This is a genomic window from Parasphingorhabdus sp., assembly GCF_965233695.1.
In the GTDB taxonomy this organism is placed as follows: domain Bacteria; phylum Pseudomonadota; class Alphaproteobacteria; order Sphingomonadales; family Sphingomonadaceae; genus Parasphingorhabdus.
Window position 1 is genome coordinate 2,459,397 of record NZ_OZ247497.1, and the last position, 12,523, is coordinate 2,471,919.

13 protein-coding genes are annotated in these 12,523 nt (G+C 55.5%); 9 read left to right on the plus strand and 4 right to left on the minus strand.

Features of this window, described 5'->3' with window-relative positions:
- Positions 1-8: 8 nt before the first annotated feature.
- Positions 9-389 (plus strand): MTH938/NDUFAF3 family protein, encoded by a 381-nt coding sequence (locus ACO6S1_RS11740; protein WP_422342882.1) that lies wholly within the window; start codon positions 9-11, stop codon positions 387-389.
- On the opposite strand, the gene ACO6S1_RS11745 is transcribed toward ACO6S1_RS11740, so the two are convergent.
- Positions 390-1,565, minus strand: coding sequence for a glycosyltransferase (locus tag ACO6S1_RS11745; RefSeq protein ID WP_422342883.1), 1,176 nt, complete (start codon positions 1,563-1,565; stop codon positions 390-392).
- Positions 1,566-1,588: 23 nt separating this feature from the next.
- A complete protein-coding gene (locus ACO6S1_RS11750; RefSeq protein ID WP_422342884.1) occupies positions 1,589-2,152 on the minus strand; it encodes a helix-turn-helix domain-containing protein in 564 nt (187 codons plus the stop codon).
- Positions 2,153-2,240: 88 nt separating this feature from the next.
- On the opposite strand from ACO6S1_RS11750, the gene ACO6S1_RS11755 reads away from it, so the two are divergent.
- From ACO6S1_RS11755 to ACO6S1_RS11785, 7 genes are all read left to right on the plus strand, one after another.
- Positions 2,241-2,759, plus strand: coding sequence for a DUF6456 domain-containing protein (locus tag ACO6S1_RS11755; protein WP_422342885.1), 519 nt, complete (start codon positions 2,241-2,243; stop codon positions 2,757-2,759).
- A gap of 107 nt (positions 2,760-2,866) precedes the next feature.
- The gene (locus ACO6S1_RS11760; RefSeq protein ID WP_422342886.1) at positions 2,867-3,976 is read left to right on the plus strand and encodes an S-(hydroxymethyl)glutathione dehydrogenase/class III alcohol dehydrogenase; all 1,110 of its coding nucleotides are present in this window, start codon (positions 2,867-2,869) and stop codon (positions 3,974-3,976) included.
- Positions 3,977-3,997: 21 nt separating this feature from the next.
- Complete coding sequence (locus tag ACO6S1_RS11765; protein WP_422342887.1) at positions 3,998-4,390, plus strand: VOC family protein; 393 nt, start codon at positions 3,998-4,000, stop codon at positions 4,388-4,390.
- Positions 4,387-5,223 (plus strand): S-formylglutathione hydrolase, encoded by an 837-nt coding sequence (fghA, locus tag ACO6S1_RS11770; RefSeq protein ID WP_422342888.1) that lies wholly within the window; start codon positions 4,387-4,389, stop codon positions 5,221-5,223. Before ACO6S1_RS11765 ends, fghA begins: the two co-directional genes overlap by 4 nt.
- Positions 5,223-6,383, plus strand: a complete 1,161-nt coding sequence (locus ACO6S1_RS11775; protein WP_422342889.1) for an acyl-CoA dehydrogenase family protein — start codon at positions 5,223-5,225, stop codon at positions 6,381-6,383. Before fghA ends, ACO6S1_RS11775 begins: the two co-directional genes overlap by 1 nt.
- A 96-nt stretch (positions 6,384-6,479) precedes the next feature.
- Positions 6,480-7,007, plus strand: a complete 528-nt coding sequence (locus ACO6S1_RS11780) for a c-type cytochrome (protein ID WP_422342890.1) — start codon at positions 6,480-6,482, stop codon at positions 7,005-7,007.
- A 6-nt stretch (positions 7,008-7,013) separates the two neighbouring features.
- Positions 7,014-7,676, plus strand: coding sequence for a cytochrome b/b6 domain-containing protein (locus tag ACO6S1_RS11785; RefSeq protein ID WP_422342891.1), 663 nt, complete (start codon positions 7,014-7,016; stop codon positions 7,674-7,676).
- 3 nt (positions 7,677-7,679) lie between these two features.
- Here the strand turns inward: ACO6S1_RS11785 and ggt are convergent, their stop codons facing one another.
- Positions 7,680-9,476, minus strand: a complete 1,797-nt coding sequence (ggt, locus tag ACO6S1_RS11790; RefSeq protein ID WP_422346184.1) for a gamma-glutamyltransferase — start codon at positions 9,474-9,476, stop codon at positions 7,680-7,682.
- 492 nt (positions 9,477-9,968) lie between these two features.
- On the opposite strand from ggt, the gene ACO6S1_RS11795 reads away from it, so the two are divergent.
- Positions 9,969-11,345, plus strand: a complete 1,377-nt coding sequence (locus ACO6S1_RS11795; protein ID WP_422342892.1) for a DEAD/DEAH box helicase — start codon at positions 9,969-9,971, stop codon at positions 11,343-11,345.
- Here the strand turns inward: ACO6S1_RS11795 and ACO6S1_RS11800 are convergent.
- On the minus strand, positions 11,342-12,511 hold the full coding sequence (locus tag ACO6S1_RS11800) for a CaiB/BaiF CoA transferase family protein (protein ID WP_422342893.1): 1,170 nt from the start codon (positions 12,509-12,511) through the stop codon (positions 11,342-11,344). The genes ACO6S1_RS11795 and ACO6S1_RS11800 overlap by 4 nt on opposite strands.
- Positions 12,512-12,523: the final 12 nt, after the last annotated feature.

Genomic DNA, 12,523 nt, shown 5'->3' on the forward strand with positions numbered 1-12,523 from the left:
GAAAACGGATGGTTGAACTCAGACGCGATGTCGAATTTGTAGGTCCGGTTGTCACCGGCTTTACGCCCAAAGGCTATAAGGTCGGTGATCAGCGGTTTGACGACGGCCTGTTGCTGTCGCCGGAACAAGCCTTGCCCTGGGACACGCCCGCGCGCGAAAATCTGGATTTGGCGGACATTATGGCTACCCTGAATCTGTCTCCAGCCCCAGAATTTCTGCTGTTTGGCAGTGGCCCGAAAATGGAGCAGCCACCGGTAGCCTTTCGCCGGGCGGCAGATGCCTTAAAACTGGGTATCGAGGTCATGGATAGCCGCGCGGCGGCACGGGCCTGGGGCATCTTGAGGGCAGAGGAGCGCTGGATAATCGGCGCGTTTATGCCGCTGCGCTAATCAGCGCTGCGTGATGTCCGCGAAGAGCTTGATCAACGCATCGCCATTATTTTTCCAACTAAAATGGCTGACAGTTGCGCGCACATCCTCTTGCTCTGGCGGGTTCGCCAATATGGCTTTGGCAGCGTCAGCAATCGCGATACTGTCCTGCTCTACAATCCGCCCGGCAATATCGGAGCGAACCAGCTCCCGGGCCCCGCCGGCCTCGCTGACGATGATAGGCGTGCCACAGGAGAGCGCCTCCACCCAGGCATTGGCCAGACCTTCTGACCGCGAAGGCAATATCGAAATATCAGCTGCGGCGACCAGCTTTGGTAGCTGGTCATGCGGGACATTACCAAGGAAACGGACGCGATCCTTGATGCCCAATTTGTCCGCCAACGTCCGGTAAGCCTTTTCTTCCTGACCCGTGCCGGCAAGCATCAGGGTGGCGTCGGTAAGAGATGCCACGGCTTCAATCACCAACGCTTGGTTCTTGCGCTTGATAAGCGCGCCAACGCTGATGAATAGCGGCCCCTCGACGCCTAACTCTCTCTTGACAACAGCGCGATCGACGGGCTGAAATTTGCTTTGATCAAGACCGGTATAATGCACCGTGATCTTGTCGCCATCCATACCGAGCTCTATCATATCCTGCTTCAAAGCCTTGGATACCGCCAACAGACCGGATGCTTTGTCAGCCGCAGACAATATGTGTGGCAGGCATTTGGGATCGCTGCCCCAATGATGAATGTCCGCGCCGCGCGCCTTGATCGTGAAGGGAATATCCAGCGCTTCTGACAAGCGCATCGCCGCGGGACCATCAGGATAGAAAAATTCCGCATCAATTAGGTCAAACGGATTCTCTTCATGCAATCGCCGAACCAGTGGCAGGATGGCAGACGCAATCCGTTCGGGGTTTTTCGCTCCACCGAATTTCGGAACGATGGGAAAGCGGGGACGATGGACGCTGAGCTTGCCCCAATGTTGATGAAGGGGCAGCCCGGTAAGCGCGCGATAGGGCGCCAGTCCTCTGAGCGGCTGCGGCGGCATCCCGATGGGATTGATAACCGTCACATTGGCTTCCACTCTGTCGGCGAGCGCGGCGGTTTGCCGCTCAACAAAAATACCGAAATTGGGTGCTGCAGAATTGGGGAAGAGCGTCGATAGCGTCAATATGTTGAGTGGGCGGGTCATGGGAATGGCTTAGCGCAAAGCGCTTAAAGTGCCCTTACCAATCGCACCGCCACACCAATCCATTCAGGGTCCTTGACCACCTGCTGTCGGGCTCCGCTGCCCAGCGGTAGAACTTGTATCATGTCACTTTCCCGCCCGATCAGACGGCCGAACAGAAACCGCCCGGCAGGACGCGGCACCAGAATGTCACGGTTCAACGCGGCGCTAAACTGATCGGGTGTCCGGCGAGACAGCCAAACGTCATCTCCGGCGCGATAATCTCCCAAGCTGCTTTTGACGCGCAATGCGACCATATCGGTCTCTATCGTCGGTTGGGAGATAGTTTCCACTTTTTTGAGTGCATGCGCGCCTTTATGATCAAGAATTGCAGCGACCGGCAATTCATCCTGATCGGGCAAGGCGAGCAACGCCGCGCTATCCACGCCCAGCGCATCGGCTATCCGGTTCAGCCAATCCAGCGAAAGCGTGCGCATCCCTGTTTCAAGTCTTCCAATCGTCTGGGCCGTGGTTGGCGGTTCACATCGCTTTGCGACGTCATCCAACGTCATTCCCTTGGCTTTTCGGACATCCCTTATACGACTGATCATGATTATTCTCCAACCTATATGGTTTTTTCTTTCCTACATCTTTGCCAAAATGGCAAGAGTGATTCGGACTAATTGAAACGGAGCACTTATGTCGTCAACTGGAGAGGATAAATTTAGAGACCCCCGCATATTGGCTGAGCGGCCACTGCCCCAGGATGGCAGGGATCGGAGCAAGGCGCGGCGAAAGAAGCGTCTGGCCCGCAGCGTTAAAGTCAATCTTTCGGAGTCGCCTTTGGGTTGGCTCCATGCACGAGGGCATTTGACGGATCGCCAGCTCGATAGCGGAGAAAAATTGCGTACCGATTGGGAGCGCGCCAATCTGTCACCCAGCGTGACCATGCATTGGAATATCACGCCACCGAGCGGCGGTCGGCGCGGCGCTCCCGACGGGCTCAATCCGACCGAGGCACAGGTGGCTGCCAAGCAGCGCTTTGATAATGCTATTGCCTATCTCGGTAGTGATTTGTCTGACATTGCATGGCGGATTATCTGCGCAGGCGAAGCTGTACCCGCTGCAGAGAAGGGGCTCGGCTGGCCGGCACGATCGGGGAAATTGGTATTGAAAATAGCATTGGATCGATTGGATGATTTTTATCGTCTGCCCTGACCCGTCGGACGTTTCCAAAAATGGGAATGAAAGCTGAAATCCGGTTGATTGCGCGCAGCGATAGGATAAGGTGATCAACGGATCCACCTGTCAGGAAATACTGCCTCATGAAAACCCGCGCTGCTGTTGCCTTTGAAGCCAAGAAGCCCTTGGAAATTGTCGAACTGGATCTGGAAGGTCCGAAAGCGGGCGAAGTATTGGTGGAGATTATGGCGACCGGTATCTGTCATACCGATGCCTACACGCTGGATGGTCTTGACAGCGAAGGCAAATTTCCCAGCGTTTTGGGTCATGAGGGGGCCGGAATTGTCCGCGAAGTAGGCGCGGGCGTTACGTCTGTTGCACCCGATGATCATGTGATCCCTCTATACACACCCGAATGTCGGCAGTGTAAATCCTGTCTCAGCGGCAAAACCAACTTGTGCACCGCGATCCGGGCGACGCAAGGGCAGGGGCTGATGCCTGATGGCACCAGCCGCATGTCCTATAAGGGCGAAGCAATTTATCATTATATGGGATGCTCGACCTTCTCCAACTTCATTGTGCTGCCGGAAATTGCGGTGGCGAAAATCCGCACCGATGCGCCGTTTGACAAGAGTTGTTATATTGGTTGCGGCGTGACCACCGGTGTTGGTGCGGTGACCAACACCGCTAAGGTGGAACCCGGTGCCAATGTCATTGTTTTCGGTCTCGGTGGTATTGGTCTCAACGTCATTCAGGGCGCCCGTATGGTGGGTGCGGATAAGATTATTGGTGTCGATCTGAACGACGACAAGGAAGCATGGGGCCGCAAATTTGGCATGACCCAATTCGTCAATCCAGCAAAAATTGACGGTGATATTGTCGAGCATCTGGTCGCACTGACCGATGGCGGCGCAGACTATACGTTCGATTGCACCGGCAATACCGACGTGATGCGTCAAGCTCTGGAATCCTGCCACCGCGGATGGGGCGAGAGCATTATCATCGGCGTCGCAGAAGCCGGCAAGGAAATTGCGACCCGGCCTTTTCAGCTGGTCACGGGGCGGGTTTGGAAAGGCACAGCCTTTGGCGGTGCAAGAGGCCGGACCGATGTCCCGAAAATTGTCGACTGGTATGTGAACGGCAAGATCGAAATTGATCCAATGATCACGCACACGCTGACCCTCGAAGAAATCAACAAGGGTTTTGATTTGATGCATGCGGGCGAAAGCATCCGCAGCGTCGTCGTTTTTTAATGTTCAATATAGGAGAGAGTTATGTTCAGTCACGTCATGGTCGGTTCGAACGACATCGAGAGATCAAAGTCATTTTATAACGCCGTGCTTGCCACGCTGGGTGCAGGTGAACCGATGGTGGATGTCAAAGAAGACGGCATCACCCGGCTATTCTATATTCACAACGGCAATATATTTAGCGTCAGTCAGCCGATTGACGGTGAGCCAGCAACTGTCGCCAATGGTGCAACCATTGGTTTCGCGTGCGCCTCGCCAGAGCAAGTGAAAGAGTTTCACGATGTCGCCGTCGACAATGGTGCGCAGTCGATTGAAGATCCCCCGGGCCCAAGAGACTCGACCATGGGTCAAATGCACTTGTCCTATGTTCGCGACCCCGACGGCCATAAACTGTGTGCCATGTATCGCCCCGGATGAGTGCACTGAATATAGTTTCTGAAAATCGGGCTTTTGGCGGAGTGCAAGGGGTTTATTCCCACGCCTCCGCCGAAACCAAAACCGATATGATGTTCGCTGTTTTTGTGCCCGATCATCCGGTTGGGGAGAAACTGCCGGTGCTCTGGTTTCTGTCCGGCCTGACCTGCACGCACGCCAACGTGATGGACAAGGGCGAATATCGCCGGCTGGCCAGTGAGCTGGGATTGATCATCGTCTGTCCAGACACATCGCCGCGCGGTGAAGGCGTTCCCGATGATGACGGCTATGATATGGGTCAGGGAGCCGGCTTTTATGTTGATGCGACGGAAGAACCTTGGGCTACCAACTTCCGCATGCGCAGCTATATCGAACTTGAGCTTCTTGCGCTTGTCGCGCAGCAATTCCCTGCTGACACAGAACGGCAAAGCATTTTCGGTCACAGCATGGGCGGCCACGGCGCGCTGACCATTGGGCTACGCAATCCCGATCGGTTCAAAAGTGTTTCGGCTTTTGCGCCGATTGTCTCCCCGCTCAATTGTTCTTGGGGACACAAGGCTCTGGGCGGTTATCTTGGTACAGATCAATCGACTTGGCGCGATTATGATGCTTGCGCCTTAATCGAAGACGGTGCGCGGGTTACCGATATTCTTGTGGATCAGGGGACGGCAGATCAGTTTCTCGACGAACAGCTCAAACCAAATTTGTTAGTGGAAGCATGCGAACGCGCCGCTATCCCTCTGACGCTCAACATGCGCGAAGGATATGACCATAGCTATTTCACCATCTCGACTTTCATGGACGATCATTTGCGCTGGCATGCGGAGCGGCTCTGATGTGGAGTGATACGCCCGAAATAGCGCAGATGCGCGAAGCAGTCCGTGCTCTGTGCGGCGATTTTCCCGGCAGCTATTGGCGGGAGAAAGACCGCGAACGCGCCTATCCTGGCGAGTTTGTTGATGCGTTGACGAAAGCCGGATTTCTGGCGGCGCTGATACCGGAAGAATATGGCGGGAGCGGATTGGGTCTATCGGCTGCAGCCGCGATCCTTGAGGAAATCCACAGCAGCGGTTGCAATGCGAGCGCCTGTCACGCGCAAATGTATATCATGGGGACGATCCTGCGGGATGGCAGCGAGGCGCAGAAGCAGCAATATCTTCCCAAAATCGCGACGGGGGAGCTGCGTCTGCAAGCCTTTGGGGTCACGGAGCCAGGCAGCGGAACCAACACACTGGGTTTGAAAACCACTGCTGCTCGTGATGGCGATGATTATGTCATCAACGGTCAAAAGGTCTGGACCAGCCGCGCGGAATATAGCGACCTTATGGTTTTGCTGGCCCGCACGACGCCGCAGGACCAAGTGAAAAAGCGCACAGACGGATTGTCTGTCTTCATCGTCGATATGCGTGAGGCGGTTGGGAATGGCCTGACGATCAAGCCGATCCGCACGATGATCAATCACAGCACGACGGAAGTTTATTTTGACGACCTGCGTGTGCCAGCGGAAAATCTGATTGGTGAAGAGGGCAAGGGGTTGCGCTATATTCTCAACGGCATGAATGCCGAGCGAGTATTAATCGCAGCCGAATGTATCGGCGATGCGCGCTGGTTCACTAAGAAGGCGTCGGATTATGCCAGCGAGCGTGAGGTATTTGACCGGCCCATCGGTCAAAATCAAGGTGTGCAGTTTCCAATCGCCCGCAGCTACGCCCAAACCGAAGCAGCGGACCTGATGGTTCGCAAGGCGGCGGCCATGTTTGATGCCGGTGAAGCGATGGCAGCGGAAGCCAATATGGCGAAGATGCTCGCGTCGGAGGCGTCTTGGGCAGCTGGGGAGTCCTGCATGCAAACACACGGCGGCTTCGCTTTTGCCGAGGATTATGACATCGAACGCAAATGGCGGGAGACGCGGCTCTATCAAATCGCGCCGATTTCCACGAACCTGATATTGTCCTATCTGGCAGAGCATGTCCTGAAATTGCCGCGCTCATACTGACTTTGATTTTGTCCGGACTGGCCGAATCAAGGATTTTCCTATATTTACCAAACACCCCAACATCCCTTGGGGATCAAAACAGAGATGGAGACCTTGATGAAAACTCTTAGGGTAAAGCTTGCAGTTCCGGCCGTTGCCGCCGTGATGATGCTCAGCGCATGCGGAGATAGTGGTGGATCAGAGGCGGCTCCGGAAGCTTCCAGTGAAGCGGCCAGCGCGCAATTGCCCAACGGGATGACGATCAAGGAGCAGATTGAAGCGCGCCAGGGTCAGCTTGAAAAGGTTGGCGACGCGTTCAAAGCGATCAGCGACCAGTTGAAAGCCAGCACCCCGGACATCGCGATTATCCAGGAAGCAGCAGCTGCGGTCCCGGAAGCGACCCAAGGCATGGCCGATTGGTGGCCGGAAGGCAGTGGCCCTGAATCCGGTATTGATACTGATGCGCTGCCCGCCATCTGGGAAAATATGGCAGATTTTCAAGAGAAGGTCGGCAACATGCAGGAAGCGGCGGCGAACCTGAATACCGTCGCACAAGGCGGTGACATGGCCGCCATTGGTGAGGCGTTCAAAACGACGGGCGGCACCTGCAAAGCCTGTCATGATGATTATCGCCTGGACGACTAACCTGCGATGACCTCAGATTCCGCGCAGACACTGGTCTGGGACTGGACGATCCGCCTGTTTCACTGGCTGATCGTCCTGCTCATCCCGCTGATGTGGTGGACGGGTGAAGAAGGGATGATGGACTGGCATCGGCGGCTGGGCCTGACCATGTTTGCTCTGGTTCTGTTCCGGCTGGTCTGGGGCATTGTCGGCAGCTGGACGGCGCGCTTCGTGCCGATGATCCGGCGGTTGGGGGCTCTCCCTACCTATATTCGCGGCCTGATTGCGCGCCGGAATGGTCCGTCTTTCGGTCATAGCCCGATTGGTTCGTTAGCCGTTTTTGCCCTGTTGGCGGCTTTGTCCATTCAGGTGGGAACCGGTCTGTTTTCCGTGGATGTCGACGGGCTTGAATCTGGGCCCCTGGCCATTCTTGTCAGTTTCAAAACTGGCCGGGAGATAGCCGATTTCCATGAGCTCAACTTCAACATATTGGTGGCGCTGATTGCGCTGCATATTATCGCCGTCGCCATCTACCGGTTTGTCCTGAAAGACGACTTGGTTCGCCCGATGGTCACCGGCCGCCGCGGCGATGTCGATGCGGTATCGACCGTAACTGTACGCCCCGTCGCCCTCATTGCCAGCGTGATCATCGTCGCTGCCAGCCTATACGCGGTGATCAACGCCGGTTAGACCTTAATAACCCAGCGCCTGTCCGTCTTTGCGCATCTCGGTGGCGCCATGATAGACGCCGGTTTCCGGATCGCGGACGATTGCCTGATAGCCACCGAACATCACACCATTATCCACACGCTTGACTTTGTGGCCCATTGCCTTGAGCCGTTCGACCGTCGCGTCCGAGATGCCCGGTTCCACGTTCAGCGTGCCGAGCAGGTCAGCGCCGGTACCGGCCAGATCCTGGGTCGGTTGCCGCCCGCCATCATGGTTGAGCCGCGCCGCATCGCCTGCTTCCTGCAGGTTCATGCCATAGTCGACCATGTTGATCATCACCTGAACATGGCCCTGCGGCTGCATGCCGCCGCCCATCAGGCCAAAGGACATATAGGGCTGGCCGTCTTTTTTCATGAAAGCCGGGATAATCGTCTGGAACGGACGTTTGCCCGGTGCATAGACATTGGGATGGTTCGGGTCGAGCGAGTAGAGTTCGCCGCGATCCTGGAACATGAAGCCCAGTCCATCGGCAACCAGACCGCTACCCATCCCGCGATAGTTGGACTGGATCAGCGAGACCATCATGCCGTCCTTGTCAGCAACCGTCAGATAGGTCGTGTCGCCTTCACCCTCCAGCTTAGGCTCGCCGGGACCAAATTCCGGTGATGCCTTCGCCGGATCAATCAGCGCGAACCGCTCTTTGCCATATTCATCCGATAGCAGCCAGTCGAGCGGAGCAGGGGACATGTCGGGATCGGCATAGAAGCGCGCGACATCCTCAAAAGCCAGCCGTTTGGCTTCGGTGATATAATGCAGCACCTCTGCACTACCGCGCGGATATTGGGCGAGATCAACATTCTTAAGAATATTGGCCATTTGCAGCGCTGCAAAGCCCTGGCTGTTCGGTGGAAGTTCACACAATTCATAGCCCTTGCGATAGGTCACACAGCCGGGCTCTACCCATTTGCTGCTATGTGCTGCAAAATCTTCATAGCGCAAATTGCCGCCAATGCGCTTGAAATAGGCGTCCATCGTCCGGGCGATCTCGCCCTTGTAAAACACATCACGCCCGCCTTGGCCAATCTTGGTCAAGGTGCTGGCCAGATCGGGATTCTTGAAAATCTTGCCTTCCTCAGGCGGGCCATCCGCAAAATAGGTCGCGCGGGCATTGTCAAACTCGCCGATCATATCAAGATTTTCTTCAAAACGCTTGAGATTGCGGCCGAAATAATAGCCGATCACTGGCGCAATCGGATGGCCGTCATTGGCATAATCAATTGTGGGCGCGAGGATGTCGGCCATGCTCAGCTTGCCAAACCGCTCGTGCATCTCAAACCATCCGTCCACCGTTCCGGGCACAGTGACCGGTAGCGGACCGAAGGGCGGGATGGTTTCGCGGCCATCCAACTGTTTGATAAACTCTTCATAGGACGTACCCATCGGACTTTTGCCAGACGCGTTCAGACCATAAAGCTTTTGGGTCTTGGGGTCCCAAATAATTGCGAACAGATCGCCGCCGATGCCGTTTCCGGTCGGTTCCATCAGCCCAAGCGCCGCATTGGCGGCAATCGCGGCATCAACCGCGGTGCCACCTTTCTTGAGGATATCAATCGCGATCTGGCTGGCCAGTGGATGAGCGGTCGCAGCCATCCCGTTTGCTGCGTATACGGGACTGCGCGCCCAGGCTTCACCAACCGGACGCCCACCACCGCCAATTTCAAGGACGGGTTCCTGAACATCGCTTTCTGTGGCTGTCTGCTCAGCCGCTGCCGGGGTAAAGGACAAAGCCGCCGCCGCGGTAAAAGCCAAAAACCGTTTCATCATATCCTGCAACCCCTAACCCTTATTCTTTGGCACAAATTGATTCGTTCATATTAGAGCCAAAATTCCTGACAGTTTATACAGCTTCGACACAGAATCGACCGAAAATTCGCGACATGTCTGGCCGGAAAAGTCAAAATCAGGCTCCTGGAGGAACGAACAGCGTCACAGACAATCTATACGCATGCCATCAATGTAGGAAAGCGCTATTTGCAGGAGCCTTCATAGCCTGTTTAGGCAAGGTGCAGTTATGCTGCGGCGCACAAAAAACTTGACTTCATAGCTTTTGATCCTATTTAGCATCATAGCAAAGGCAGATACTGTCTGGCGAAAGTTCTGCGTGAGAGATGCACAATGTATCTCGAACCTATCGCCTTCATTGCTTCTCATTTTCCGGCAGCCTGATCACGCGGGTCGTCTTAACCGACGGCGAACGCGCGCATGAGTTTTCTCGTGCTGCGCCCACTGGCTGCTTATTTTAAGGTATTATTCTTGACTAAATTTTCTGATTTCGCTCTTGCGGAACCAATTCAAAAACGTGTGGCCGATGGCGGTTACACCACACCATCCCCAATCCAGCAGCAGGCAATCCCGCCAGCTTTGGAAGGCAAAGACATATTGGGCATCGCCCAAACCGGCACCGGCAAGACCGCTGCTTTCTCTTTGCCCTCTATCCACCACCTGCTGAATAACAAGAAACGCGCCGGCCGTTTTGAATGCCGGATGCTGGTGCTGGCACCGACGCGCGAACTCGCGCGGCAGATTGCCGACAGCATGACCGGTTATTCCAAAGGCCTTGGCATGTTTGTGACCTCCGCTTTTGGCGGCGTCCCGATCAACAAACAGAAACGCGTATTGGAACGGGGCGTCGATGTCCTCGTTGCGACACCGGGACGCTTGCTTGATCTGATCGACCGGCGTTTTCTGACGCTCGACAAAGTCGAAATTCTTGTGCTCGACGAAGCCGACCAAATGCTGGACCTGGGTTTCATCGTGCCGCTTAAGAAGATCGTTCCGATGCTGCCACGCCAGCGCCAGAGCCTGTTCTTTTCGGCGACCATGCCTAAGACTATTTCTCAACTGGCGGACCAGTTTCTGACCAACCCGGTTCAGGTTTCGGTTGCGCCGCAATCGACCACAGCCGAGCGCGTTGACCAGAAGGTTACCTATATTAATCAGGACGATAAACAGCGTCTGTTGAAAGACTTTATCAACAAGGAAAATCCTGATCACATGCTCGTCTTTACCCAGACCAAACATGGTGCGGATAAAGTTGTGAAAAATCTGATGGCAGTTGGTATCCACTCCGCAGCCATTCACGGCAATAAAAGCCAGCCACAGCGTGAACGCGCTTTGGGCGACTTTAAAAAGGGTAAGATCAACATTCTTGTTGCTACCGACATTGCCGCGCGCGGAATTGATGTCGACGGCATCACCCATGTCATCAACTTCGACATGCCCAATGTGTCCGAGCAATATGTTCACCGTATCGGCCGGACCGCACGGGCAGGGGCCTCAGGCATTTCCTACTCGCTGGTCGCTCCAGATGAGCGCCAGTTCCTGCGTGACGTGGTCAAGCTTACCGGCGTGAAACCCGAAGTAATCGCGCTGCCGGACGGTTATGATGAACCCGCACGCGAAGAAGTGGCACCACGTATCTACGGCCAAAAGCCCAAGAAATACGGCGCCAAGCCAACACGCGGCGGCCCGTCCAAGAACAAGCATAGCGCGCGCAAAGGTCGTCCAGCCGGCGGCGGCGGCAGCGGCCGCGGTGGCCCGGGTTCAAAACCAAAAAGCGATGGTCCAAAACATTGGAACAACGGCGCGAAATCATTCAAGCGTCGTCAGGCACGCAAGGCTGACGCTTAGTCGCTACGCAAAGCCTTAGTCTCTGACAGATGGGAAATTTCCTCATCCGTTAGTCCCAGCCAATTTTGAAGCGCGGTGACATTATGTTCGCCGCGTTTCGCCGTTTTGGCGCTGCTGTCGATGCCGCTTTTGGATTTGGAAAAGCGATAGGGTGACTGGACCGTACGGCGGGCATTGCCGTCGTCATCGGTGACATCGACAATAGTGCCGAGATGCTCGATGCTGGGCTGGTCATAGACCTCGGGGCCAAAGGGATGCACTTCACCCCAGGCCAGATTGAGCCGGTCGAGCGTAGCAGTCAGAGCGCCGAAACTATCGTGCGCCCGGATATGCTGCTCCATTGCTTCGCGCCGCAGCCTTACCTTGGTAGGGATATCTGCTCCCTCTGGTGTCGGATCTTCAAGGCCGTCTTTGGTTGAGAACATGATCCACAACCATTTCATATCACCCACAATCAGGATCTGACGATCCTCAGGTGCTTCCCAGACTAACGTTTCCGGCGGTTTCGGCCAGATATCGTCCAACGCAAAATGGGCATAATCATCGGCCGAATGCAGGACATTGAGCATCGCGAGATCAATATGCTGTCCTTCGCCGGTTTGGTCGAGCGTGCGCAATGCAGACAGGATCGCGATGATACCATGCAAAGAGCTATAGCTGTCTGCCATGGCAAACTGGATATCGGTCGGATGACCGCGGCTCATCTCGGCTTGCCGGGCGATCAGACCAGTCTCTGCATGAAGAACCGGCGCATAGGCGGCTTTTTCCCGTTCCGGCCCGTTCTGGCCATAGCCGGAGATGGACAGCATCACGAGCCGCGGATTGACCTTGGAGAGATCGTTCCAGCCGATGCCAAATTTGTCCATGATACCCGGACGGAAATTTTCAACCACGATATCAGCCTCTGCGGCCAGTTTTCTGACCAGTTCCGCCGCACCGTCGGCTTTGAGGTCGAGGCAGATATTCTGCTTGCCGATATTGAGCTGCAGATAGTTTCCACTGACACCGCTATCCCGCTTGGCGAGTTTGCGTGTGACATCACCTTCTGGAGGTTCGACCTTCAATACTTCGGCGCCCAGATCGGACAGCATCCGCGTGGCATAAGGACCCGCGACCACGCGCGAGAAATCCAGGACTTTCAGTCCTGCTAAAGGGAAATCTGCCATATCCGCCCGACT

Coding starts and splice junctions, on each gene's coding strand:
- ACO6S1_RS11740 (WP_422342882.1), top strand. CDS start 9: ATGGTTGAACTCAGACGCGATGTCGAATTTGTAGGTCCGGTTGTCACC.
- ACO6S1_RS11745 (WP_422342883.1), bottom strand. CDS start 1,565: ATGACCCGCCCACTCAACATATTGACGCTATCGACGCTCTTCCCCAAT.
- ACO6S1_RS11750 (WP_422342884.1), bottom strand. CDS start 2,152: ATGATCAGTCGTATAAGGGATGTCCGAAAAGCCAAGGGAATGACGTTG.
- ACO6S1_RS11755 (WP_422342885.1), top strand. CDS start 2,241: ATGTCGTCAACTGGAGAGGATAAATTTAGAGACCCCCGCATATTGGCT.
- ACO6S1_RS11760 (WP_422342886.1), top strand. CDS start 2,867: ATGAAAACCCGCGCTGCTGTTGCCTTTGAAGCCAAGAAGCCCTTGGAA.
- ACO6S1_RS11765 (WP_422342887.1), top strand. CDS start 3,998: ATGTTCAGTCACGTCATGGTCGGTTCGAACGACATCGAGAGATCAAAG.
- fghA (WP_422342888.1), top strand. CDS start 4,387: ATGAGTGCACTGAATATAGTTTCTGAAAATCGGGCTTTTGGCGGAGTG.
- ACO6S1_RS11775 (WP_422342889.1), top strand. CDS start 5,223: ATGTGGAGTGATACGCCCGAAATAGCGCAGATGCGCGAAGCAGTCCGT.
- ACO6S1_RS11780 (WP_422342890.1), top strand. CDS start 6,480: ATGAAAACTCTTAGGGTAAAGCTTGCAGTTCCGGCCGTTGCCGCCGTG.
- ACO6S1_RS11785 (WP_422342891.1), top strand. CDS start 7,014: ATGACCTCAGATTCCGCGCAGACACTGGTCTGGGACTGGACGATCCGC.
- ggt (WP_422346184.1), bottom strand. CDS start 9,476: ATGAAACGGTTTTTGGCTTTTACCGCGGCGGCGGCTTTGTCCTTTACC.
- ACO6S1_RS11800 (WP_422342893.1), bottom strand. CDS start 12,511: ATGGCAGATTTCCCTTTAGCAGGACTGAAAGTCCTGGATTTCTCGCGC.